22 protein-coding genes are annotated in these 21,493 nt (G+C 64.2%); 3 read left to right on the forward strand and 19 right to left on the reverse strand.

Going from position 1 to position 21,493, the window contains the following annotated elements:
* Nucleotides 1-50: 50 nt before the first annotated feature.
* Nucleotides 51-1,403: a phosphoglucosamine mutase gene (glmM, locus tag P9254_RS10425; RefSeq protein WP_067001816.1), complete on the reverse strand. Its 1,353-nt coding sequence runs from the start codon at nucleotides 1,401-1,403 to the stop codon at nucleotides 51-53.
* A 365-nt stretch (nucleotides 1,404-1,768) separates the two neighbouring features.
* On the opposite strand from glmM, the gene P9254_RS10430 reads away from it, so the two are divergent.
* Nucleotides 1,769-2,632 carry a hypothetical protein gene (locus tag P9254_RS10430; RefSeq protein WP_127247211.1) on the forward strand — a complete coding sequence of 288 codons (864 nt, stop codon included), beginning with the start codon at nucleotides 1,769-1,771 and terminating at the stop codon, nucleotides 2,630-2,632.
* Between the two features lie 384 nt (nucleotides 2,633-3,016).
* Here P9254_RS10430 and ftsH read toward each other — a convergent pair whose 3' ends face one another.
* The 16 genes from ftsH to rcdA form a co-directional block, all read right to left on the reverse strand.
* Complete coding sequence (gene ftsH, locus P9254_RS10435) at nucleotides 3,017-4,951, reverse strand: ATP-dependent zinc metalloprotease FtsH (RefSeq protein WP_067001810.1); 1,935 nt, start codon at nucleotides 4,949-4,951, stop codon at nucleotides 3,017-3,019.
* Between the two features lie 106 nt (nucleotides 4,952-5,057).
* Nucleotides 5,058-6,449: a tRNA lysidine(34) synthetase TilS gene (gene tilS / locus P9254_RS10440; RefSeq protein ID WP_127247213.1), complete on the reverse strand. Its 1,392-nt coding sequence runs from the start codon at nucleotides 6,447-6,449 to the stop codon at nucleotides 5,058-5,060.
* Between the two features lie 51 nt (nucleotides 6,450-6,500).
* Nucleotides 6,501-7,649, reverse strand: a complete 1,149-nt coding sequence (gene ybgF, locus P9254_RS10445) for a tol-pal system protein YbgF (RefSeq protein WP_278053488.1) — start codon at nucleotides 7,647-7,649, stop codon at nucleotides 6,501-6,503.
* Between the two features lie 268 nt (nucleotides 7,650-7,917).
* Nucleotides 7,918-8,424: a peptidoglycan-associated lipoprotein Pal gene (gene pal / locus P9254_RS10450; protein WP_067001802.1), complete on the reverse strand. Its 507-nt coding sequence runs from the start codon at nucleotides 8,422-8,424 to the stop codon at nucleotides 7,918-7,920.
* A 317-nt stretch (nucleotides 8,425-8,741) separates the two neighbouring features.
* The gene (gene tolB, locus P9254_RS10455) at nucleotides 8,742-10,022 is read right to left on the reverse strand and encodes a Tol-Pal system beta propeller repeat protein TolB (RefSeq protein WP_278053580.1); all 1,281 of its coding nucleotides are present in this window, start codon (nucleotides 10,020-10,022) and stop codon (nucleotides 8,742-8,744) included.
* 79 nt (nucleotides 10,023-10,101) lie between these two features.
* Nucleotides 10,102-11,256, reverse strand: coding sequence for a cell envelope integrity protein TolA (locus P9254_RS10460; protein WP_278053490.1), 1,155 nt, complete (start codon nucleotides 11,254-11,256; stop codon nucleotides 10,102-10,104).
* 7 nt (nucleotides 11,257-11,263) lie between these two features.
* Complete coding sequence (gene tolR / locus P9254_RS10465; RefSeq protein WP_067319458.1) at nucleotides 11,264-11,725, reverse strand: protein TolR; 462 nt, start codon at nucleotides 11,723-11,725, stop codon at nucleotides 11,264-11,266.
* Between the two features lie 9 nt (nucleotides 11,726-11,734).
* On the reverse strand, nucleotides 11,735-12,445 hold the full coding sequence (tolQ, locus tag P9254_RS10470) for a protein TolQ (protein WP_067001789.1): 711 nt from the start codon (nucleotides 12,443-12,445) through the stop codon (nucleotides 11,735-11,737).
* 394 nt (nucleotides 12,446-12,839) lie between these two features.
* On the reverse strand, nucleotides 12,840-13,313 hold the full coding sequence (gene ybgC, locus P9254_RS10475) for a tol-pal system-associated acyl-CoA thioesterase (RefSeq protein WP_127247217.1): 474 nt from the start codon (nucleotides 13,311-13,313) through the stop codon (nucleotides 12,840-12,842).
* Nucleotides 13,314-13,450: 137 nt separating this feature from the next.
* Nucleotides 13,451-14,353 carry a metallophosphoesterase gene (locus tag P9254_RS10480; RefSeq protein WP_127247218.1) on the reverse strand — a complete coding sequence of 301 codons (903 nt, stop codon included), beginning with the start codon at nucleotides 14,351-14,353 and terminating at the stop codon, nucleotides 13,451-13,453.
* 128 nt (nucleotides 14,354-14,481) lie between these two features.
* Nucleotides 14,482-15,519 carry a Holliday junction branch migration DNA helicase RuvB gene (gene ruvB / locus P9254_RS10485; RefSeq protein ID WP_067002199.1) on the reverse strand — a complete coding sequence of 346 codons (1,038 nt, stop codon included), beginning with the start codon at nucleotides 15,517-15,519 and terminating at the stop codon, nucleotides 14,482-14,484.
* A gap of 43 nt (nucleotides 15,520-15,562) precedes the next feature.
* The gene (ruvA, locus tag P9254_RS10490) at nucleotides 15,563-16,183 is read right to left on the reverse strand and encodes a Holliday junction branch migration protein RuvA (RefSeq protein ID WP_095778095.1); all 621 of its coding nucleotides are present in this window, start codon (nucleotides 16,181-16,183) and stop codon (nucleotides 15,563-15,565) included.
* 10 nt (nucleotides 16,184-16,193) lie between these two features.
* On the reverse strand, nucleotides 16,194-16,613 hold the full coding sequence (locus P9254_RS10495) for a type II toxin-antitoxin system VapC family toxin (RefSeq protein WP_082980671.1): 420 nt from the start codon (nucleotides 16,611-16,613) through the stop codon (nucleotides 16,194-16,196).
* Nucleotides 16,591-16,860 (reverse strand): AbrB/MazE/SpoVT family DNA-binding domain-containing protein, encoded by a 270-nt coding sequence (locus tag P9254_RS10500; RefSeq protein ID WP_067319466.1) that lies wholly within the window; start codon nucleotides 16,858-16,860, stop codon nucleotides 16,591-16,593. The genes P9254_RS10495 and P9254_RS10500 overlap by 23 nt, the downstream gene beginning before the upstream one ends.
* 53 nt (nucleotides 16,861-16,913) lie before the next feature.
* Nucleotides 16,914-17,426, reverse strand: a complete 513-nt coding sequence (ruvC, locus tag P9254_RS10505; RefSeq protein ID WP_278053496.1) for a crossover junction endodeoxyribonuclease RuvC — start codon at nucleotides 17,424-17,426, stop codon at nucleotides 16,914-16,916.
* A gap of 212 nt (nucleotides 17,427-17,638) precedes the next feature.
* Nucleotides 17,639-18,169 (reverse strand): protease adaptor protein RcdA, encoded by a 531-nt coding sequence (gene rcdA, locus P9254_RS10510; RefSeq protein ID WP_278053497.1) that lies wholly within the window; start codon nucleotides 18,167-18,169, stop codon nucleotides 17,639-17,641.
* A 519-nt stretch (nucleotides 18,170-18,688) separates the two neighbouring features.
* Here rcdA and P9254_RS10515 point away from each other — a divergent pair.
* Entirely contained in the window at nucleotides 18,689-19,240 is a 552-nt protein-coding gene (locus tag P9254_RS10515) for a DUF2269 family protein (RefSeq protein WP_278053499.1), read from the forward strand.
* Nucleotides 19,241-19,280: 40 nt separating this feature from the next.
* On the opposite strand, the gene P9254_RS10520 is transcribed toward P9254_RS10515, so the two are convergent.
* Nucleotides 19,281-20,051, reverse strand: a complete 771-nt coding sequence (locus P9254_RS10520; protein WP_095799968.1) for a sulfite exporter TauE/SafE family protein — start codon at nucleotides 20,049-20,051, stop codon at nucleotides 19,281-19,283.
* 189 nt (nucleotides 20,052-20,240) lie between these two features.
* Between P9254_RS10520 and P9254_RS10525 the strand changes: the two genes are divergently transcribed.
* Nucleotides 20,241-20,699, forward strand: a complete 459-nt coding sequence (locus P9254_RS10525; protein WP_278053502.1) for a GNAT family N-acetyltransferase — start codon at nucleotides 20,241-20,243, stop codon at nucleotides 20,697-20,699.
* Between the two features lie 30 nt (nucleotides 20,700-20,729).
* Here P9254_RS10525 and P9254_RS10530 read toward each other — a convergent pair whose 3' ends face one another.
* The gene (locus tag P9254_RS10530; RefSeq protein ID WP_278053503.1) at nucleotides 20,730-21,458 is read right to left on the reverse strand and encodes a class I SAM-dependent methyltransferase; all 729 of its coding nucleotides are present in this window, start codon (nucleotides 21,456-21,458) and stop codon (nucleotides 20,730-20,732) included.
* Nucleotides 21,459-21,493 lie beyond the last annotated feature (35 nt).

Below are 21,493 nucleotides of genomic sequence, written 5' to 3' on the forward strand. Positions count from 1 at the left end.
CCCGCCTGGCGGCGGGCTTGCAGATGCGATCGTCCGCTTTGCGGCGGCGATCAGGCGGCGCTGCGGGTATCCGAGATGATGCCGACGATCTCGTTGACGACGGCCTCGACCAGCTGCGGATCGTCGCCTTCGGCCATGACGCGGATGAGCGGCTCGGTGCCGGACGGTCGGATAACGAGGCGGCCGGCCTTGCCCAGGCGGTTGCGCCCTTCCTCGATGGCTGCCTTGACCGGCGCCTCCTCCAGCGGCTTGCCGCCGGAGATGCGGACGTTCTTCAGAAGCTGAGGCACCGGCTCGAACTTTTTCGACAGCTCGCTGACCGGCCGGTTCTGCCGTTTGATGCAGGCCAGCACCTGCAGCGCCGAAACCAGGCCGTCGCCGGTGGTCGAGAAATCGGACAGCACAATATGGCCGGACTGCTCCCCGCCGACATTGAGGCCGTGCGCGCGCATGTGCTCGACGACATAGCGGTCGCCGACCTTGGTGCGGTGCAGCTGCAGCTTCATGTCGCCAAGGAAACGCTCAAGACCGAGATTGGACATCACCGTCGAGACGACGCCGCCGCCGGCCAGCCGTCCGCTCTGGTGCCAGGACTCGGCGATCAGCGCCATGATCTGGTCGCCGTCGACGATGGCGCCGTTCTCGTCGACGATGACCACACGGTCGGCGTCGCCGTCGAGCGCGATGCCGATATCGGCGCGCACCTCGTGCACCTTCTTCTGCAGGCCGGCCGGATGGGTCGAGCCGCACTCCTTGTTGATGTTGAAGCCGTTCGGCTCGACATTGATGGCGACCACCTCGGCGCCGAGCTCCCACAGCGCCTCCGGCGCCACCTTGTAGGAGGCGCCGTTCGCGCAATCGACGACGATCCGAAGCCCGGAAAGCGACATCGAGCGCGGCAGCGTGCGCTTGGCGAATTCGATATAGCGGTCGTGGACGCCGTCGACGCGCTTGGCACGCCCCAGCCCGTCGGAATCGGCAAGCGACAACTCGATGTCCTTGTCGAGCATGCCTTCGATGCGCTCCTCGATCTCGTCGGAGAGCTTATAGCCGTCGGGGCCGAACAGCTTGATGCCGTTGTCGTAATAGGGGTTATGCGAGGCCGAGATCATCACCCCGATGTCGGCGCGCAGCGAGCGCACCAGCATGGCGACCGCCGGTGTCGGAATCGGCCCGAGCAGGAACACGTCCATGCCGGCGGCGCACAGGCCTGACACCATCGCGTTCTCGATCATGTAGCCGGAAAGCCGCGTGTCCTTGCCGAGCACGACGCGGTGCCGATGGTTGCCCCGCTGGAAAGAAAGGCCGGCGGCCATACCCACCCGCATGGCCACCTCGGCCGTCATGGGAAACTTGTTGGCGCGTCCGCGAATGCCGTCGGTGCCGAAATACTGCCCTGCCATACCTGCCAAAGTCCCCGTCGTTTTCAGCCGCCCGTATTGCCACAATTGGGCCGCATCCGATCATCACGTTTCGTGATTATATATTACCATTGCTTAGAAAATCATTGTCGCGGACGGGTCAAGTGATTCGGCGGCCTGCCACGACCTCTCGTTGTAACGGGAATATAGAAGCCCAGACAGCTTTTCCGCCCGACACGGTTGTAAAAACCTTATTTGCTCGAACCGAGCGCCAGCAATTTAGCACCTTGTCGGCAGGAACACACTTTGTGAGGGCATCCGCGCGGGAAGCATCTGGCGCAGCCCGAAGTTGAGAGCTATTGATTTGGTATAGGCACCATTTGGCGGCAGCAAGGGAGAAAAACGCCATGCTTATTCATAGACTTGCAGCATTGACGGGCATCGCCGTCGCAACCCTGTTCCTGGCGGCGCCGGCCAACGCGCTGACCATGGCCGAGTGCAGCACCAAGTACAACGCGGCCAAGGACGCCGGAACGCTCAATGGCCAGACCTGGAACCAGTTCCGCAAGGCCCAGTGCGGCAGCGACGCTTCCGCCACGACCGACACCAAGGCGGCGACCGACACCAAGGCGGCGACTGAGACCAAGGCTGCGACCGAGACCAAGGCTTCTGACACCAAGAAGGCAAAGACGGCAGCTGCCTCGGACGACACGGCCAAGGGCCTGACCGCAAAGGAATGCAGCACCAAGTATCAGGCCGCTAAGGCGGCCGGCACGCTGAACGGCATGAAGTGGAACGATTTCCGCAAGGCTGAATGCGGCCCCGGCGCCACTGCTGCGGCAACCGCCAAACCTGCCACCAGCAAGACTTCCACCGCCGCTGACGGTGGTTCGGCCAAGGGCCTGACCATGGCCGAATGCAGCAGCAAGTACCAGGCTGCCAAGACCGCCAACAAGCTCAACGGCATGAAGTGGAACGACTTCCGCAAGACCGAATGCGGCGCCGGCGACGACGACGACACCGTGCCGGCTCCGACCGAGGCGACTTTCACCAAGGAACCGGCAAAGCCCAGCGTGGCTGCGCCGAAGGGCGTGACCTTCCCGACCGCCATCTCGCCGAAATTCGCCAACGAGACGCCGGCCAAGGCCCGCATGCACACCTGCCTCGAGCAGTACTATGCCAACAAGGACGCCAACACGCTGAACGGCCTGCGGTGGATCCAGAAGGGCGGCGGCTTCTACAGCCTCTGCAACGCCAAGCTGAAGAGCTGATCGCTCAGCGCTTACCTCCAAGACCGAGGCCCGCGCATCGCGAGATGCGCGGGCTTTTTCGTTGGACGCGCTTAAAGAGGCATATCGGCGCCGCAAAAGAACCCCCGCCGGCGAAGCTACCAATCTCCCCCTATATGGACTGAGGACATCGCGAACAGGTGTGCGAAGACATCGCGAACAGTTTCGTGCGTTTTGCGCGGGAGGTTCGGGGTGCCATGCGAGGCCAGAAGCGTGATGAGCCAGAAGGAAGATTGGCGCTTGCGCCGGACGCCGATCTTGCAGGTGCGGTCCGCGAGCGACTCGCCAATCGTCTGTGACCTCGCAAACAACAACGCCGCGGTCTGAGCCGCGGCGTCGTTTTTATGTTTCGTTTTCGATCGAGCCTTAGCCCTGCGGCTGCGGCTCCATGCCGCCTTCGGGCTCGGGGCCCTTCTTGCGACGGCCGCCGGTGCCGGCTTTCGGCACAGCCGAGCCGCGGCTGGGCGGCGTGTCGTCGCCAAGGTCGCGGGCGGGCTTGTGGCCAGCGATCAGCTGCTTGATCTCCTCGCCGGTCAGGGTCTCGTATTCGAGCAGCCCTTCGGCCAGCGCGATCCAGTCCTTCTTCTTCTTGGTCAGCACGGTCTTGGCGGTGGAATAGGCATCGTCGATCAGCCGGCGCACCTCGGCGTCGATGATCTGCGCGGTCTCTTCCGAGATGTTCTGCTGGCGCGCCACCGAATGGCCGAGGAAGACCTCTTCCTGGTTGTCGCCATAGGCGACATGGCCGAGCTTGTCGGAGAAGCCCCAGCGCGTGACCATGGCGCGCGCCAGCTTGGTCGCCTGCTCGATGTCGGAGGAGGCGCCGGAGGTGATGTTCTCCTTGCCGAACTTGAACTCCTCGGCGACGCGGCCGCCCATCATGATCGCCAGCCTCGAGATCATGTATTTGTAGCTCATCGAATAGCGGTCGCCTTCCGGCAGCTGCATGACCATGCCGAGCGCGCGGCCGCGCGGGATGATGGTCGCCTTGTGCAGCGGATCGGCCGTCGGCACGTTGAGCGCCAGGATGGCGTGGCCTGCCTCGTGATAGGCGGTCAGCTCCTTCTCGGCCTGCGTCATCGCCGACGAGCGGCGCTCGGCGCCCATCATGATCTTGTCCTTGGCGTCCTCGAACTCGGCCATGGTGACGAGCCGCTTGTTGCGACGCGCCGCCATCAGCGCGGATTCGTTGACCAGGTTCATCAGGTCGGCGCCGGAGAAGCCGGGCGTGCCGCGCGCGATGACCTTGAGGTCGACATTGGGCGCCAGCGGCACGTTGCGCACATGCACCTTGAGGATCTTCTCGCGGCCGACGATGTCGGGGTTGGGCACGACCACCTGGCGGTCGAAGCGGCCCGGCCTGAGCAGCGCCGGGTCGAGCACGTCGGGCCGGTTGGTGGCGGCGATCAGGATGATGCTTTCGTTGGACTCGAAGCCGTCCATCTCGACCAGCAGCTGGTTCAGCGTCTGCTCGCGCTCGTCATTGCCGCCGCCGAGGCCGGCGCCGCGATGGCGGCCGACGGCGTCGATTTCGTCGATGAAGATGATGCAGGGGGCGTTCTTCTTGGCCTGGTCGAACATGTCGCGCACCCGGCTTGCGCCGACGCCGACGAACATCTCGACGAAATCCGAGCCGGAGATGGTGAAGAACGGCACGTTGGCCTCGCCTGCGACGGAGCGGGCGAGCAGCGTCTTGCCGGTTCCGGGAGGGCCGACCAGCAGCACGCCGCGCGGGATCTTGCCGCCGAGCCGCTGGAACTTCTGCGGATCGCGCAGGAACTCGACGATCTCCTCCAGGTCCTCCTTGGCCTCGTCGACGCCGGCGACGTCCTGGAAGGTGACGCGGCCATGCGCCTCGGTGAGCAACTTCGCCTTCGACTTGCCGAAGCCCATGGCGCGGCCGGAGCCGGACTGCATCTGGCGCATGAAGAATATCCACACGCCGAGGATCAGGATCATCGGCAGCCATGAGATCAGATAGCCGAACAGCGAGTTCGAACCGTCGCTTTCAGGCCGCGCATTGATGGTGACGTTCTTGTCCTGCAGCCTGGAGACCAGCGACGGATCGCCCGGCGAATAGGTCTGGAAGCCGTTGGCGTTGTCCGTATAGTTGCCCGAGATACGGGCGCCGGCGATCGTCACGCTCTTGACCCGGCCGGAAGACACATCCTGCAGGAACTGCGAATAGGCAATCTCGCTCGAAGCGCCGCGCGTCTGCGGCGTCTGGAAAAGATTGAACAGGGCGATGAGCAGGACCGCTATGATCGCCCAGAGCGCGAGGTTGCGATAATTCGGATTCATCTATTGTCCTGTTGGCGTCCGCGCGCGGACCCACGATGGTGATTGGAGGCTTGGGCCTAACATAGGGAGAGCGTCTCCCCTTGCCAAGCAGAACAGCATGCCTCGGTTAAGCTTTCGCCCATGCTCCGCCGGGATCATGGCCGCGAAAAGGCGAGGGCGGCAGCGGCGGCGCGCCGATCAGCGCGGCGACGGCGGCAGCGGGCCGGAGATCGAAGGACGGCAGGAAGCGGGTGAAGGGCGACACCGCAGGAACGATCGCCGTCGCCGCCGGCGCGGCATCACCGCCAGCCAAATCAAGGCGTTCGCCGCCGCGCCACAGCGCGGGCTCGGCGGCCAGCGCCTTGCGCAGCAAGCTCGCCGGAACGTCGCCTTCCGGGGTAAATCGCTTGGCGGCGCCGGGACCTGCTGGCGCGATCACCAACCCGCTCGGCCTGTCGCTCAATGTGATCCTCCGCCGACCGTCCCATAGGGCCTGCTCAGCAGCCGGAACTGCGGGCAGATTGCGGGCCTCGCGGTGGAGGAAAATGCCGGTGCGGCGCGCGTCGACCACCGTCCGCGACAATGTGGCGCAAAGCGTCCCCGACCGCAGATGCTCGAACAGCGCCCGGCAACGCGCCTCGTCGACAAGGAACGTGACGCCGCCGACCGTGGCGAGCAGGATGCGAAATGCATAGACGGCGGCTTCGCTATCCTCACCACTTGCGAAATCGCGATCGAGGCGGATGAGCCCCGGAGCCGGCTGGCGAGCGAAGGCGCCGATCAGCGCCGCCGCACGCTGGCCGAGGTTCTCGCGCTCGGCGGCTGCCTGTCCGGCCTTGGCGATTGCTTCCATGAGGCGCGCCTCGCCGGCCCCGCCCGTGAGCGAGATGCGCAGGCGCGGCCGCTCGAAGCGCCGGTCGACATTGGTCGGATCCTCGGTCCAGCCGATGCCGCGACGCTTCAGCATCTCCCGCAATGCCGCGCGGCGCGTGGCGAGCAGCGGGCGGGCGATCCAGACCCGCCAATCGTAGAGCGTCGCGGGCGCCATGCCGGCGAGGCCGCGGCCGTCGCGTGGATCCTCGTTGCGTGCATCCCCTTCACGAGCTTGCCGCATCAGCACGGTCTCGGCCTGGTCGTCGGCGGTATGTCCGGTCACCACCGTTCGGATGCCTTCCGCTTCGGCTGCCTCGGCCAGCAGCCGGTAGCGCGCCTCGCGCGCGGCGGCCGGCAAGCCGGTCGATGGCTTGCGGCCGGACCAGACGAGCGTGCAATGCGCGATGCCGTGCTCGGCGCAAAGCCGGGCGACAGCTTGCGCTTCGGCCGCCGAGCTTGGTCTGAGGTCATGATCGATCGTCACCGCAAGCAGCCTTGCCGCGGGCAGGGTACGGTCGAGGTGGTGCTTGAGCAGATGGAGAAGGGCGGTCGAGTCGCTGCCGCCGGACACGGCCGCAACGGCGCCGTGGGAGAAGTCGAAGTCTTGGAAAAGGCGATCCGAAAGGTCAGTCTCGGTACCGAACATCACTGCGCGTCGTCCACAAGCGGTCCCGATTCTGGGACAACGACACGCAAGCTAGCACGAGGCCAGCGCCTTTTCCTGCTTGATGCGTTCCTTCAGCGTGCCGGAAACATCCGGGTAGCGCTTGCCGATCTCGTTGAAAGTGGCGCAGGCCACGTCGTTCTGCTTGAGGCCGACCAGCGATACGCCGAGCTTGAGCAGCATGTCGGGCGCCTTCTTGGCCTTCGGATAATCCTTGCTGGCGGCCAGGAAAACCTCCGCCGCGTCGCGATATTTTTGCTGGCCAAGCAGGGATTCGCCCAGCCAGTAATGCGCGTCCGCTGCCTTGGCGTCCTTGGGGAAGCGCGAGATATGGTCGCGGAACCCCTGCTCGGCGGTGGGATAGTCGCCCGACAGGATGAACTGGTAGGAGTTGCGGTAGAGTTCGTCCGGATTGTTGGTCGAGGGCAGCGAGGCCATGACCGTGCCGCCGGACTTGCCTTTGCCAGCCTTGCTGCCGGTCTCCGCGGCAGGCGCGTTTGCCGTAGCCGCGGGAGCTTCCGTCTGCGAGCCCGCCTGCGGGGCGGGGTCGGCATTGACGACATTGCCGTTCTTGTCGACGGTGATGGTGCCGAAGGTCTTCGGCGGCGCGCCGGTGATCAACTTGCCCGGGTCGCCGGTCTGAGACTCGACGATGACGTCGCCGACGCTCTTGCCGCCGCCATCGTCCTGCGGAGCCGAGCCGGCCGGAGCTTGCGTCGCCGGAGCCGTTGCGACGTTGGTGTCGGTGCCGCTGTCGCCGGCGCCAGCATCGCCCATATTCGTGTTGCCGTTGCTGCCGTCCTGCGGCGCGGCCTCCGACTTCTTTTGGCCCGTTGGCTTCGCGCCCTGCGAGCCGCCTTCGAGCTGCTGGAAGCGGAACTCGTTGTCCTCCTGCTGCTTGCGCATCTGCTCCTGCATTTGCAGGATCTGGAAATTGAGCTCCTCAAGCTTGCCGTTCATCTGGCGGATCTGATCCTCCAGACCGGTCATGCCGGCGCCGTCCTGCTGGGCGACTTGCGCCTGCTCGGTCTTCTTCTTGTCGCCGAAAATGCCGAGCGTCGGCAGATGGAAAGTGAACCCGCTGTCCGAGGATTGCCCGCTGTCCGCCGGGGCTGCGACGCCTGCGATGCTTGATACGAGCAGCAGCGCAAGCGTGCCGCTCAGGACCGTTCTGAAATGCATTATGTCTCTCGCCGTGAAATCTGTTGGCCCGATGCGCCTTTCCAAATCGGAGGGGATAAAGCGCCCTCGCGCTCTTAGCAGGACGCGAGACTTCGGCCAAATTTTGTTTCAAGCTGTCGCATATGAAAAAGGCGGCTCGGAGGCCGCCTTTCGTTCAGCGATGTTGTATTTTTGCCGCCCACAGCGCCGCGCGTCGTCGGACGCGCCAAGGACGCTGTGGCGCTTATGAGCGTTTCCGAAAATCGATATCGATTTCCGGTGCGGCGCGTCAGGAACCGGCGCCCGAGAGCGTGGTGACGGCGCGGCGGTTCTGCGACCAGCACGAGATGTCGTCGCAGACGGCGACCGGGCGTTCCTTGCCGTAGGAGATCGTCTTCAGGCGGTTGGCTGCGACGCCCTTCGAAACCAGGAAGTCGCGGGTGGCAGCGGCGCGGCGGGCGCCCAGCGCCAGATTGTACTCGCGCGTGCCGCGCTCGTCGGCATGGCCTTCGATGACGATGGCATACTGCCTGTACTGGTTGAGCCACTGCGCCTGGCGCGACAGCGTCGTCTGCGCGTCGGCGCGGATCGACGAGGAGTCGGTGTCGAAGAAGATGCGGTCGCCGATGTTGACGGTGAAGTCCTGCGCCGAGCCGGGCGTGGCAGAGCCGGCGCCGTTGAGGCCGAGATCGGCGGCGCTGTTCGGCGTCTTCTTCGAGGCGCAGCCGGTGATGGCCAGAGCCGCCACCAGCGCGATCATCGCCGGATTTCTGGTAAGTGCTGCGATACGGCCCATGCCGCCTCTCCTTCGCATTCGAGTGATTTCGTTGATCACCCAGTAACCACGTTTGGGTTAACCGGCATTCAAGAAACACGGTTAATTTTTCGTTTCGAGCCGCCGTCCTCGGCCGATTTAGCTAGGCTCACAATGCGCGGCGACCGTAGGCGGAAATGCGGCCAAAACATGAAAAAAGGGGGAATTGAGGAACTGAAGAACTGAGGAATTGAAGGAAGAAATTAAGCCAGCTTCTCTCTGAGATTTACAAGCGCCCCCGGTCCTCCATTTTCCTCAGTTCGTCAGTTCGCCGTTCTTAAATTCTTCCGTTCCTCTGCCTACTCCAGCAGCGGCGACCAGGCCGGATCCGAGGCGAAGTTCGAGGTCGGGATCTGCTGCTCGTTGCGGCCGGTAAGATCGACCGTGACCAGCTTCGGCCCGCCGGCGGAGTCGCGGAAGAACATCAGCACGCGACCGTTCGGCGCCCAGGTCGGCCCCTCCTGCTGGAAGCCGGAGGACAGGATGCGCTCGCCCGAACCGTCGGTCTTCATGACGCCGATCTGGAACTCGCCGCCCGACTGCTTGGTGAAGGCGATGAGGTCGCCGCGCGGCGACCACACCGGCGTGGAATAGACGCCGTCGCCGAACGAGATGCGGTGCGGGTTGGAGCCGTCCGCACCCATGACGTAGATCTGCGAGCGGCCGCTGCCGCCGCCGCGGTCGGAGGTGAAGACGATCTGCGAGCCGTCGGGCGAATAGGAGGGCGAGGTGTCGATGGCGGTCGAGTCGGTGAGCCGCGTGGTCGAACGGCTTCTCAGATCCATGGCGAAGATGTTGGAGTTGCCGTCATCGCGCAGCAGGCTCATGATCACCTTCTGGCCATCGGGCGAAAAGCGCGGCGCGAACGTCATGCCGGGGAAATTGCCGACCAGCTCGCGCTGTCCGGTCTCGATCTGCAGCAGATACACCTTCGGCTGTCCGCTCTCATAGGACATGTAGGTGATTTCCTGCCGGTTCGGCGAGAAGCGCGGCGTCAGCACGATCGAACGGCCATCCGACAGGTAGCGGACGTTGGCGCCGTCCTGGTCCATGATGGCGAGACGCTTCTTGCGCGCGTTCTTGGCGCCGGATTCGTCGACGAAGACGACGCGCGTATCGAAATACCCCTTCTCGCCGGTCAGCCGCTCGTAGATCGCATCGGCGATGATATGGGCGACGCGCCTGGTATTGGCGTCATTGGCGAAGAACTGCTCCCCGGCCATCTGCTGGCCGGCAAAGGTGTCCCATAGCCGGTATTGGGCGCGGATACGGCCGTCGGCTTCCTTGCCGACGCTGCCGGTGACCAGCGCCTGCGCATTGATCACCTTCCAGTCGTCGAAGCGCGGCGTGGCGTCCGGGCCGGAGATCTTCTCGATGAAAGCGCTCTTGTCGATCGGCGCGAACAGGCCGGAACGCTTGAGGTCGGCCGTGACGATCTCCGTGATCTGGGCGCCGAGCTCACTATTGGACTGGAAGTCAGTGATGGCGATCGGCAGCGGCTCGACATTGCCCTTGTTGACGTTGAGCTCGACGAGCGCCCAGGCCGGCAAGGTGGCGGCGGTCGTCATGCCCAGCGCCATGGCTGCAATCGTCAGGAGCGGCTTGAGGAAAGATCTCATGTCTTCTCGCTTCTCTTCTTTGATGGTTCCGACGCAAGGCCTATAGGCCAAGCATCTCCCTTGGGTCGAAGGTGACCCGGATGTCGTTCCAAATATCCTGCTTGCCGGCGGGAACCTGCAGGCCGGCCACGTCGCATTTTTGAACCGCGCGCACTGCGCTTTCGTCGAACTGCCGGTTGCCGCTCGACTGCTCGACCGACGGGCGGCCGTCGAGCTTGCCGTTGGTATCGAGATTGAACCGGACCACGACGACGAAGTTCTCCGAACCTTCCAGTCCAACGGGCAAGGTCCAGCAGCCGCCGAGCTGAGCTTCGAGCGCGCCTTGCTCGGATTTGGACAGCTTCTGGCCCTGATCCTTCTCGCCGCCGAGCGACGACTGCTGGGTGGAGCGCTTGGCGCCGCCACCGGACGGCTTCTGCTTGTCCAGAAGTGCTGAAATCTCGTCGGCGTTGAACTGCTTTTCATCCGACTTCGGCTTCGAGGAAGCTTCCTTCACCGGCTTTTCCGCGTCCTTGCGTTCCGGCGCCTTGGCGCTTTCGGCGGGAGCGGGCTGCGGCTTCGGCCGCGCTGCAGGGGCGGGTGCCGAGTCCGGAAGCTTAGCCTCCTCGGTCGGCTGCTCCTTGGCGATCGCCTCGGCGACGGCGTCCGGCTTGACCTCTTCCTTCTGGATGGCGGCGGTCGTGTCCTTCGGCGGTGCTGGCGTCGGCTCCTTGGCGGGTGTCGGCTTCGGCTCCGTCTGCTTGACCGGCTCGGGCTTGACCTCTTCCTTAGGTGTCGGCGTCGGCGCGACTTCGGTCGCCGGGGTCGGCTTCGGCTTTTCCTGCGGCTTCGGCACGTCCTCGACCGCCGGCTTCTCGGTCGGCGTCGGCGCCGGGGGCGGCGCGGATGTCTTCTCGACCGGCTTCGGCTTGGCCTCTTCGGTTACCGGCTTGTCGGTGTCGACGCTGTTCTCGCCGACCTTCTGCGCGTCGGGGACGATATCCGGGCGCTTGGTCGGCAGCGGCGCCGGCTTGTCATGCATGACCGCTTTCTTGTCGCCCTGCAGGGTCTGCGCGATCGCTTCCATCGGCACGATGTCGACCGAGACGGACTCCACGTCGGAAGCCGGCATGGCGGGCGGCGAGGACAGCGTGAACAGCCCGAAGGCCAGCGCCACCGCATGCAAGATGACCGATGAGGTGAGGCCGGTCCGCATTTGGCGTTTACTGATCCTGTTCCTGCAGCGAAACCAGGCCGATGTTCTTGTAGCCGGCGGCTGAAATGCGGGCCATGACCTTCATGGCAGTGCCATAATCCGTCGACTTGTCGCCGCGAATGAAGATGCGCTCGTCATAGCCGGTCTTCGAGATTGCCTGCAGCTTCGCCACCAGCTCCTCGATCGGGATCTCGGTTTCCTGCAGATAGATCTGGCCGGCCGCGTTGATCGACACCGTGATCGGCTGCGTGTCGACATTCATCGCCTTGGCTTTCGTGTCGGGCAGGTCGATCGGAACGCCGACGGTGAGCAGCGGCGCCGCGACCATGAAGATGATCAGCAGCACCAGCATCACGTCGACCATCGGCGTGACGTTGATTTCCGACATCAGGCCATGATGACGACCGCGCCGCCGGTGGCCGCGTCCGCCTCGCCCTATGCCACCTGCGCTAGCAGCAGACATACCCATGATCGTACCTCAGGCCTTCTGCGCGACTTTTTCATCGATTTGGCGCGAGAGTATGGCGGAGAACTCATCCGCAAACCCTTCCATGCGCACGGCGAGCTTGTTCGCATCCGACGACAGCTTGTTGTAGGCGATGACGGCCGGAATGGCCGCGAGCAGGCCGATGGCCGTCGCCAGCAGCGCTTCTGCGATGCCGGGCGCCACGACCGAGAGGCTGGTGTTCTTCGAGGCGGCGATCGCCTGGAAGGAGGTCATGATGCCGATGACGGTGCCGAACAAGCCGATGAATGGCGCGGCCGAACCCGTGGTGGCGAGGAAGCCGAGCCGACCCTCCAGCCTTTCCATCTCGCGGGTCAGCGCGAGATCCATCGCCTTGTCGATGCGAGTCTGCAATGCCAGCGCCGATTTGGCGCCCTTCTCGAAGCTCTTCTTCCATTCGCGCATGGCGGCGACGAAAATCGCGCCCATGCCGGTGGTCTTGCGGTCGGCGAGCGTGCGGTAGAGCTCCTCGAGCGACTGTCCCGACCAAAACACCTGCTCGAAGCGGTTGAGCGCCATCCGCATGCGGCTATAGGCGACAAGCTTGTCGATGATGATTGCCCAGGTCCAGATCGAGGCGCAGAGCAAGCCGATCATGACCAATTTGACCACCCAGCCGGCCTGCATGAACAAGGCCCATATCGACAAATGCGCGCCCGGGTCGGCGAGTGCGATGTTTTCCATGACTACGTCCTTAAGATTTTTCCGGGCATCGCTGGCGGCTGGCCCATGGCATCCCTTTGGTCCGATCGCGCGAAGCCTGAAGCTCGCGGGACAAGCCCCGAATGCACCGTTTCGCGGCGTTTTCGGGGCAAATCTTGGTGAAAGGAAGGCACACGAATTGCGCCAATCTTCACCAATTCCTTCATGAACCGTTATGGTTAAGGATGGGTTAGGATATGAAGCGTGGCGCATTGCCGCGCCCACCGGGCCGGCGCCATGCTGGACGGGGCTGATCGGTGCACATCGCGATGAAGCAGGTCCAGGCGACGCGCTTTAGTTGTTTTGGTGCATGTCGTTGTCCCAGAACGGGCAACTCCTGCGTGACAGGGATTCGGCGGAAGCCGGTTCGCTGTGATCAGTCGTTCGCCTTCGGCATAAAGGCCGCGACCCATTCCTTCGGAAATCGGCGCGGCCGGCCGTTCTCGCCGATGATCGCCGCCTCGACCTTCGCTTCGACCAGCACCTCGCCGCCACGCTTCAACTGCTGCGCCATGAGGATGCGGGCGCCCGAAATGTCCTCGGTGCGCGTGTCGATGGTGAGGATGTCGTCCATGCGGGCCGGCGAACGGAACTCGATTTCCATGCGCCGGACCACCCAGACGATGCGCTCGCCATGCTTGCCATCGGCAAGCTCGATGTGATGGACGCCGGCGAGCCTGAGATAGTCCGAGCGCCCGCGTTCGAAGAATTCGAGATAGCGCGCATGGTAGACGACGCCGGAGAAATCGGTGTCGGCATAGTAGACGCGGGCCATCAGGCGATGGCCGGATTGCGTCAGCGCCCCCGAAAGCCCGGCGCTGAGCGCTGCGGATTCACCATGATCGTCCATCGCGCTTTCCTTTTCGAGCCTGAACTTTGGCGCGAGAACCGGATGGCACCGATGGGCGCGATGATCAAGACCTTGATGGCAGGGCAGCTGGCGCTAGGCGCCTGCGCGGTTTTCCGTCCGCGTGAAAAATACTGGAGCTACCCGAGATCGATCTGCAGGATCTCCGGCGGCATGCCGAACCGCACCGGCATGATGCTGAAGCCGAGCCCGCCGGAAACGATCAGGTTGCGATCGTTCTCGACGACATGGCCATAAGCGTAGCGGTTGCCGAAGTCGGACGGCACGACCGGCGAATAGCCGAACAGCCGCACCTGCCCGCCATGGGTGTGGCCCGAAAGCGTCAGCGAAACCCGCCAGGGCACTTTCGGAAAGATGTCCGGCTCATGCGCGAGCAGGATGATCGGCTCGTCGCCTTGCACCTTGGCAAGCGTCCCGCCGAGGTCGTCCAGGCCCTTGAAGCCGTGGCGGCCCAGGGCTTTGCTCGGCCGGATTGCCAGTTGGTCCGCGAGTCCAGCGATCCAGAAGCCCTGCCCGTCCTTCTCCAGCCGCATCACGTCGTTTTCCAGCACCGGGATGCCGACGCTCTCCAGTGCCCTGCGCGCGGCCGTCGGCCCGGCCTTGGCCAGTTGCGCCGCATGATCGTGCCACCAGTCGTGATTTCCGAGGATCGAGAGCACGCCGAGCGGCGCCTTCAGCCCTGACAAAGCGGCGGCCCACTCCGGTGCAGACACTTCGGCCGTGACCAGCCGCATTCCATCGACATAGTCGCCGAGCAGCACGATCAGGTCTGGCTGCAGGGCATTCGTCCGTTCGACGAGCGAAGCGATCCGCTCCGACGTCATCCAGGGATGGCAGGCATGAATGTCGGCCAGTGCTGCGACGCGCAGCTTGAGGCCCGCGGGCCAGTGCGGCGGCGTCAGCGAGTAGCGTTTCACATGGGCGAGCAGCATCGGCTCAATGCCGACCGCATAGGCGCTCAACGACACCATGGACAGGAACGATCCGCCAATGAGGCGCAGAAAGCCACGTCTGGTGATCATCGGTCAGCCCCGACCCCCGGAAATGCGTCAAGCTGCCTTAGAGGCTGCAATTGTGCCTTCAGCTTGGCGGAGCTGGGGAGATTTCGCGCAGGAAGCCCTTCAAGGCGCGTCCGACGAACAAATGTCCGTTACTCTTCCTGGAACAGGCTGATCTGCTGCTGCGCGAGGTCTTTCGGTGCTTCAAGGCCGAGATGCCGCCAGGCATTGGCGGTCAGCACGCGGCCGCGCGGCGTGCGCTGGATGAACCCCTGCTGGATCAGATAGGGCTCGATGATGTCCTCGATGGCGTCGCGCGGTTCCGACAGCCCAGCCGCGATCGTCTCGATGCCGACCGGTCCGCCGCCGAAGTTGCGGGCGATCATCGAGAGATACCGGCGGTCGAGCGCGTCGAGGCCGAGCCCGTCGACTTCCAGCCTGGTCAGCGCCTCGTCGGCAATGCGTTTATCGACATGGCCGTTTCCGGCGACGGAGGCGAAGTCTCGCACCCGGCGCAACAGACGTCCGGCAATGCGCGGCGTGCCGCGAGCGCGGCGCGCGATCTCCAGCGCGCCGTCGTCACCGAGCGGCATCGAGAGGATGCGGGCGCCGCGGCGCACGATCTGCTCCAGTTCCTCGACCGTGTAGAAATTGAGCCTGACTGGGATGCCGAAACGGTCGCGCAGAGGATTCGTCAAAAGTCCGAGCCGGGTTGTCGCCGCAACCAACGTGAAGCGGGCAAGATCGATCTTGACCGAGCGCGCCGCCGGCCCCTCGCCGATGATGAGATCAAGCTGGAAATCCTCCATCGCCGGGTAGAGGATTTCTTCCACCGCCGGATTGAGCCGGTGGATCTCGTCGATGAAGAGCACGTCGCGCTCCTCGAGATTGGTGAGCAGCGCCGCAAGGTCGCCGGCCTTGGCGATGACCGGCCCCGACGTCGAGCGGAAATTGACGCCGAGCTCACGCGCCATGATCTGCGCCAGCGTCGTCTTGCCGAGCCCCGGCGGGCCGACGAACAGCACATGGTCGAGCGCCTCGCCGCGGCTCTTGGCGGCATCGACGAAGACCTTGAGATTGGCACGCGCCGCAGCCTGGCCGACGAACTCGTCAAGCGACTGCGGCCGCAAGCTCTGGTCGGCATCCTCGCCGCGCTTGTCGGGGGCAATGAGACGGGGCGAAAGGCTCATGCGGTCTTCCTTGCATACGGCAAGGACCGGGACAAGCGCCACCTCACCGCGCCAGCTCCTTCAGGCCGAAGCGGATCAGCTTCGAGGCATCCGCCCCTTCGCCGGCCGACTTTAGGGCGGCGGCCACCGCATTGGCGGCGATGTCGCGCGAATAGCCGAGATTGACCAGCGCCGAGACTGCGTCGGTGATGGGTGCTGCCGCCACGCCTTCGCCAAGCTCCTGCTTGAGGCTGATCGTGCCGGTGGCGGCACCCGCATAGGCCGGCGCCTTGGTGCGCAATTCGGTGACGATGCGCTCGGCCACCTTCTTGCCGACGCCCGGTGCGCGCGACACCATGGCGATGTCGCGCAACGCGATCGCATTGGCGAGGTCGGGCGGCGCCAGCGTCGACAGCACGGCTAGCGCCACCTTGGCGCCGACGCCCTGCACATTGTTCATCAAAAGGCGGAACCACTCGCGCTCGAGCGGGGTCTGAAAGCCGTATAGCCGGATCATGTCCTCGCGCACATAGGTCTCGATGAACAGCACCACCGCCTCGCCGGGGGACGGCAGCGCGGCAAGCGTGCGCGCCGAGCAATGGGCGACATAGCCGACGCCGTGCACGTCCACGACGCAGGAATCCTCGTCGATCTCATCCAGCGTGCCCTTCAGCTTGCCGATCATGTCCTGGCCTTCATGGATGCGTTTCCGGAGAGACGATTTCGAGGTCGGGAAAATAGCTGCGATAGCGAGGAGCGTCGCGCGTCAATAGGCGGTGACCAGCAACGGCAGCATGAGCACCAATGAAAAAATCTGGCAAGGTCCGCTCTCGAACACCGCCGGCCCGCCGATAACGGGAATGTGCCACCCCAGCCAAGAATGCGGCTTCCCAGGGCAAAAACTCGCGATCCATTTCAAGCCTCTCGGCTGCTTTCCTCAGCATTGCTTCGGAAGCAACCAGGGGAGCAAGCTCGGACCAGACGATGCTGTTGATGACCAACGCGCCATCGCGTCGGCAGGAGATAATCGCGGACGAAGACCATTCCGTCAGCGGCCCAGCCGGACCCCAGACGTCAATGAGCACGTTTGTGTCAATCAACGTCGAGATTTTCACGTGGTCCCCTCAACCACTCCATGTACTCGTCCGTCGTCATGCCGCCCAAATCCAGCGTCCCCTCCATCTTGCCGAGGACCTCTTTGAATTTGCGGGCAGCTTCCTCCTCCGAAATGTTTTCGTTGACGGCGACAAGCCGGGCGCCCTCGTCAGTAGCCACGAACTGGACCTCCGAACCCGGGCCTATGCCCAAGTGGTCCCTTATTTGTTTGGGGATCGTGACTTGCCCTTTGGTGGTCACACGCATGGTAATACTCCGAAGGTATTACTTACTGCGCAAATGAGAACAAGTCAAGAACACTACCCGGCCAGCGCCGCCATTCGGTAGGCGACGCTTTGACGGTGATGCGCATGACATATGGCGATGGCCAGGGCATCGGCGGCATCGTCGGTCTCGAACATCGCTTTCGGCATCAGCACTTTCACCATCATATGGATCTGCTTCTTCTCGCCGTGGCCGACGCCGATCACCGCCTTCTTGACCGCGTTGGGAGCGTATTCCGCGACCGCCAGCCCGGCGCGCGCCGGCACCAGCATGGCGATGCCGCGCGCCTGTCCGAGCTTCAGCGTCGCTGTGGCATCCTTGTTGACGAAGGTCTGCTCGATCGCCGCCTCGTGCGGCATGGCCTGGTGCAGCACTTCGGCGAGCCCATCATGCAATTGGCAGAGCCTCGTTGCGAGCGGCGCCTTGTCGTCGGAACGCACGGTGCCGGAGGCGACGAAGCGCAGCGAATTGCCGAGGCTCTCGACGATGCCCCAGCCGGTGCGCCTCAGGCCCGGATCGATGCCGATGATGCGAATCGCTTCCCCCATGCGCCAAGTCTAACCGCGGCGCAGGGCGATGCCAGCGAATTGTGAACAAACCAGAAACAGCCTGTGCAGGACGGGGTGCTTCAGAATTCGGTCCGATGAGTCCGTATGGCGGCGTTTTCAAGAACCGGTGCGGAGCGTGCTTTACTTCGCGAGCACCGGACGCGCAAGAAACGGCGCCAGATGGCCATCAGAGCGAATTGTGGAGCAGCCTGTTAGCCGCGGGCGAAGGCCGTGTTCAGCAGGCTGATCTGATCGGAGACCGGGTTGGCGCGGCGGCCGGCGGCCGGCGTGTCGTTCATGGCGCCGCCGTAGATCTCCTCGTCCATGCGCTTCACCAGCGCCTGCAGGCGCAGCGACCGGCTCACCAGGTCCAGGAAGTCCTTTGGCAATTCGCTCCAGCCCAGCGCCTCGTCATGCGCGGAGGCGGTATCGAGCCGCACCTTGGATTTTTCCGAGGCGACCTGTTCGCGGGTCATCTCGCCGGAATTGGCCGCCCGCTGCAAAAGCAGCCAGGAGGCGACCTGCATCAGCCTCGTGGTAAGACGCATCGATTCGGCCGCATAGAGCGTCGCCGCCGTGCGCGACAGCTTCTTGGCTTCGAGCCTGCCCTTGCCGTCAAGATATTCGGCCGCCTGTTCGACCAGGCCCATGCCCTCCTGGTAAAGTGGCTTGAAGGACTGGGAGAAAACCCGGCGTTCCGCGAGCTTTATGGTTTTCGCGCTGCCTTTCGAAGGCTCGTTCATCGATACGCCCCTGCACTGCCGCAAGCCGATTCGGCATCCTTGCCGATACGTCCTGCACCCTTAAACGACTGAGGCTTGAAAATGCGCTTCGATGCCCATGAAGGCAAGCGCATGTTTAACAAACGGTTAACGCCGAGGCGCGCTGCCCGCCGGCGGCCAACGGGCAAAAAAAGAGCCGCGGATAAGGCGGCTCTCAGGAGTTTAACAGGGAGGCGTCAAACAAAGTGGCTCCAACCACTCGGTAAGAATCCAGACAAACTGGATGGTCCTAGTAAACGCCTGTAAAGCTTAATGAAGCCTTAACGCCGCGCGGAATTTTCAAGCGAACGGACTTTTCCTGTGCCGGAACGGGACGGCCCGACTCCTCCCGCGCCATCAAGCCCTGGATGCATATGGTGGCGCCGAAACATCGGCCCCGCCGCCGCGACATCGTTTCGAAACACGCTCCGCGCTAAACGCCCGCTCCTCTGGGCTGGCGCAGTCGACGCCGTCACCGATCAAGAAATGCAGGAGCACACCATGGACTGGTATTCGATCGTCAAATTCCTTCACGTCGTCTCGGCCATCCTGTGGGTCGGCGGCGGCTTCGTCCTGTTCCTGCTCGGCGTGCTCGCCGAGCGCGCCGGCATCATCCAGGACAAGCTGCAAGCGATGCGGGCGAGCGGCGAGCTCGGCGGCCGCTTCTTCGCGCCGATGTCGATGCTCACCCTGATTTTCGGCCTGATCATGTGCGGCTTCTGGGTTGGCTTTTCCGACCTGTGGATCATCATCGGCCTTGTCGGCTACGCCACGACCTTCTCGATCGGCATGCTCGTTTTCAAGCCGACCGGCGAGCGGATGGGGGCCATGGTCGCCAAGGAAGGCGTGACGCCGGCGGTTCTCGCCATCGGCCAGCGCATGATGCGCTGGGCGCGTTTCGACTACGCGGTGATGCTGGTGATCATCGCCGACATGGTGCTGAAGCCTACGCTTCACGACATCGGCATCCTCGCCGGCATGGTGCTGGTGATCGCATCCGGCGCAGCGCTTGCGCTTGGCGGCGGCCGCCAGCTGGTGCCGAGCGCCGCTTGATCCTTCTCTAGCGGGCGGCGCCGGTGCGCCGCCCTGCCCATCACATCAGGCCCGCAATACCATCCCAGAGCAGCTTGAGCGCCACCACCGCCACCGTCGCGTATGTGAACGGATAAAACACCTCCGGCCGCATGCGGCGCACCAGCCAGGCGCCGGCGATGGTGGAAAGCGGCGCCAGCGGCATCAGCGCAAACGATGCGGTGAGATTGGCGCTGTCGAACTGGCCAAGCGCGAAATAGGGAATGAGCTTCAGCGCGTTGGTAGCGGCGAAGAAGATCGCCGCCGTCCCTGACAGCACCTTCGGGTCGAGCCGGATCGGCAGCGCGTAGACCTGGAAGGGCGGGCCGCCGACATGGGCGACGAAGCTGGTGAAGCCCGCAACGATGCCCCAGAACGCCGCAGCGATGCGGTTCGGCTCCACCTCGTGGTCGGCGCCGTGGCGAAACTGCAGATAGATCCAGCGCAGGACGAAGACCAGCGCGACCGCGCCGACGATCAGCCGCACCATTTCCTCCGTCACCAGGGCCGCCGTCAGCCAGCCGAGGCCGATGCCGATGACGGCGCCGGGCATCATGTCGACCAGCATCTTGCGATCATAGACGCCCCACCATGTCCACACCGAAACGATGTCCATCAGGCAAAGGATCGGCAGCAGGATGGCCGCCGCCTGCACCGGCGGGATGGCCAGCGCCATCAGCGGCACGCCGACGAAGCCTACGGCGCCGCCGAAGCCGCCCTTCGACAGGCCGACGAGGATGACCGCCGGAATGGCGGCGGCATAGAACCAGGGATCGCTGAGCAGGCCTGACATGGGAGATACGGCGACAAGAAACGGGGAGGATGGCGGGAGACTTGCAATAGACCAGAAAGCGAAAGACCGCGATAGCCGAAGCGCCCCGCCAGCCGGTCGGCGCGATCAACTGTCCGTAATCCAGCCTGCCGAGTTTGCGGCTGGCGGCGGGCCATGCATAAGGTCACCCGCCCAGCATGAGGTTTGACGATGAGCGAAGTCCTGATCCGCCGCGCGGACAAAGCCGATCTTGCGGCGATCGTCGAGATGCTTGCCGATGACGCGCTTGGCCGCGCCCGCGAGAATGCAAGCGTGCCTTTGGCGCAAGCCTATCAGGACGCCTTCGCGACCATAGACGGCAACCCGAACCATTTCCTGGCGGTGATGACGGACGGCGCCGAAGTCATCGGCACCTTGCAGATCAGTTTTATCCCAGGCCTGTCGTTGCAGGGCGCTTGGCGCGGCCAGATCGAGGCGGTGCGCGTCGCGGCGAGCCGGCGCGGAGAGGGGCTCGGGCATAGCCTGCTGGAATGGGCGATCGAAAGATGCCGCGAGCGCGGCTGCAGGGTGGTGCAACTGACGACCAACAAGAGCCGGCTCGACGCGCACCGCTTCTACGAACGGGTCGGCTTCAAGGCGAGCCACATCGGCTACAAGCTGGATCTTTGACGCACCCGCGCCGGCGATGCCGGCGACCTCTCATCGCCGCGCCTGAACCAGAAGAAACATCGGCCGCTCGACCTCTTTGGCCAGTTCAGGCCTGGCGGCGATCTGCCCTTCAGTTGGACAGAATTCCTCCACGCGGCCGATGGTGAACCCGGCCTGGATCAGGTTGTTGAGCGTGGTGCCGAGTGTGCGGTGGTGCTTCACCACGCCCTCGGAGAACCAGTCGGTCGTGCGCGGCCCTTCCACCAGATACTGATCGACGGGCCAGACGTTCCTTCCTGCGGCGTCCACGGACCAGCCCGGATTGCTTGGAGCCATGAAGATCGGATGCTCCGTCGAGAAGACGAAGAACCCGCCAGGGACCAGGGCCTGGTAAACCGTCGCGAACAGCCGCGCGGCATCGCTGACATAATGCAGGGCAAGCGAGCTATAGGCGAGGTCGAAGCGCGCCTTTGGCAAACTGAGCTCGTCGAGGTCGACGCGCTCATAGGCTATGGCTTCGTCGGAGCCGGCGGCGCGTGCTCGGGCGAGCATCCTTTCCGACAGGTCGAGGCCCAGAACCTGCTTGGCTCCGTGCGCCCCTGCCCAGCGGCAGAACCAGCCGAAGCCGCAACCGAGATCGACGATGCTTAGACCACCCACCTTCGGCAGCATGGCGCGCAGAACCGGCCACTCGGGCGCGCCGTCCAACCCTTCCACCGAACGATGCAGACGGCTGTAGCCTTCGAAGAAATCGGCCTTGTCGTAGATATTTTGCGCCATGCTCTTCCCGTGCTTTCGCTTGCTAACCTAGCGGT

It is taken from the genome of Mesorhizobium sp. WSM4983 (genome assembly GCF_029625765.1).
Classification (GTDB): Bacteria; Pseudomonadota; Alphaproteobacteria; order Rhizobiales; family Rhizobiaceae; genus Mesorhizobium.

Excerpts from the sequence above, each read along its gene's own strand:
- glmM (WP_067001816.1), bottom strand. The coding sequence starts at position 1,403 with ATGGCAGGGCAGTATTTCGGCACCGACGGCATTCGCGGACGCGCCAAC.
- P9254_RS10430 (WP_127247211.1), top strand. The coding sequence starts at position 1,769 with ATGCTTATTCATAGACTTGCAGCATTGACGGGCATCGCCGTCGCAACC.
- ftsH (WP_067001810.1), bottom strand. The coding sequence starts at position 4,951 with ATGAATCCGAATTATCGCAACCTCGCGCTCTGGGCGATCATAGCGGTC.
- tilS (WP_127247213.1), bottom strand. The coding sequence starts at position 6,449 with ATGTTCGGTACCGAGACTGACCTTTCGGATCGCCTTTTCCAAGACTTC.
- ybgF (WP_278053488.1), bottom strand. The coding sequence starts at position 7,649 with ATGCATTTCAGAACGGTCCTGAGCGGCACGCTTGCGCTGCTGCTCGTA.
- pal (WP_067001802.1), bottom strand. The coding sequence starts at position 8,424 with ATGGGCCGTATCGCAGCACTTACCAGAAATCCGGCGATGATCGCGCTG.
- tolB (WP_278053580.1), bottom strand. The coding sequence starts at position 10,022 with ATGGCGCTGGGCATGACGACCGCCGCCACCTTGCCGGCCTGGGCGCTC.
- P9254_RS10460 (WP_278053490.1), bottom strand. The coding sequence starts at position 11,256 with ATGCGGACCGGCCTCACCTCATCGGTCATCTTGCATGCGGTGGCGCTG.
- tolR (WP_067319458.1), bottom strand. The coding sequence starts at position 11,725 with ATGGGTATGTCTGCTGCTAGCGCAGGTGGCATAGGGCGAGGCGGACGC.
- tolQ (WP_067001789.1), bottom strand. The coding sequence starts at position 12,445 with ATGGAAAACATCGCACTCGCCGACCCGGGCGCGCATTTGTCGATATGG.
- ybgC (WP_127247217.1), bottom strand. The coding sequence starts at position 13,313 with ATGGACGATCATGGTGAATCCGCAGCGCTCAGCGCCGGGCTTTCGGGG.
- P9254_RS10480 (WP_127247218.1), bottom strand. The coding sequence starts at position 14,353 with ATGATCACCAGACGTGGCTTTCTGCGCCTCATTGGCGGATCGTTCCTG.
- ruvB (WP_067002199.1), bottom strand. The coding sequence starts at position 15,519 with ATGAGCCTTTCGCCCCGTCTCATTGCCCCCGACAAGCGCGGCGAGGAT.
- ruvA (WP_095778095.1), bottom strand. The coding sequence starts at position 16,183 with ATGATCGGCAAGCTGAAGGGCACGCTGGATGAGATCGACGAGGATTCC.
- P9254_RS10500 (WP_067319466.1), bottom strand. The coding sequence starts at position 16,860 with ATGCGTGTGACCACCAAAGGGCAAGTCACGATCCCCAAACAAATAAGG.
- ruvC (WP_278053496.1), bottom strand. The coding sequence starts at position 17,426 with ATGGGGGAAGCGATTCGCATCATCGGCATCGATCCGGGCCTGAGGCGC.
- rcdA (WP_278053497.1), bottom strand. The coding sequence starts at position 18,169 with ATGAACGAGCCTTCGAAAGGCAGCGCGAAAACCATAAAGCTCGCGGAA.
- P9254_RS10515 (WP_278053499.1), top strand. The coding sequence starts at position 18,689 with ATGGACTGGTATTCGATCGTCAAATTCCTTCACGTCGTCTCGGCCATC.
- P9254_RS10520 (WP_095799968.1), bottom strand. The coding sequence starts at position 20,051 with ATGTCAGGCCTGCTCAGCGATCCCTGGTTCTATGCCGCCGCCATTCCG.
- P9254_RS10525 (WP_278053502.1), top strand. The coding sequence starts at position 20,241 with ATGAGCGAAGTCCTGATCCGCCGCGCGGACAAAGCCGATCTTGCGGCG.
- P9254_RS10530 (WP_278053503.1), bottom strand. The coding sequence starts at position 21,458 with ATGGCGCAAAATATCTACGACAAGGCCGATTTCTTCGAAGGCTACAGC.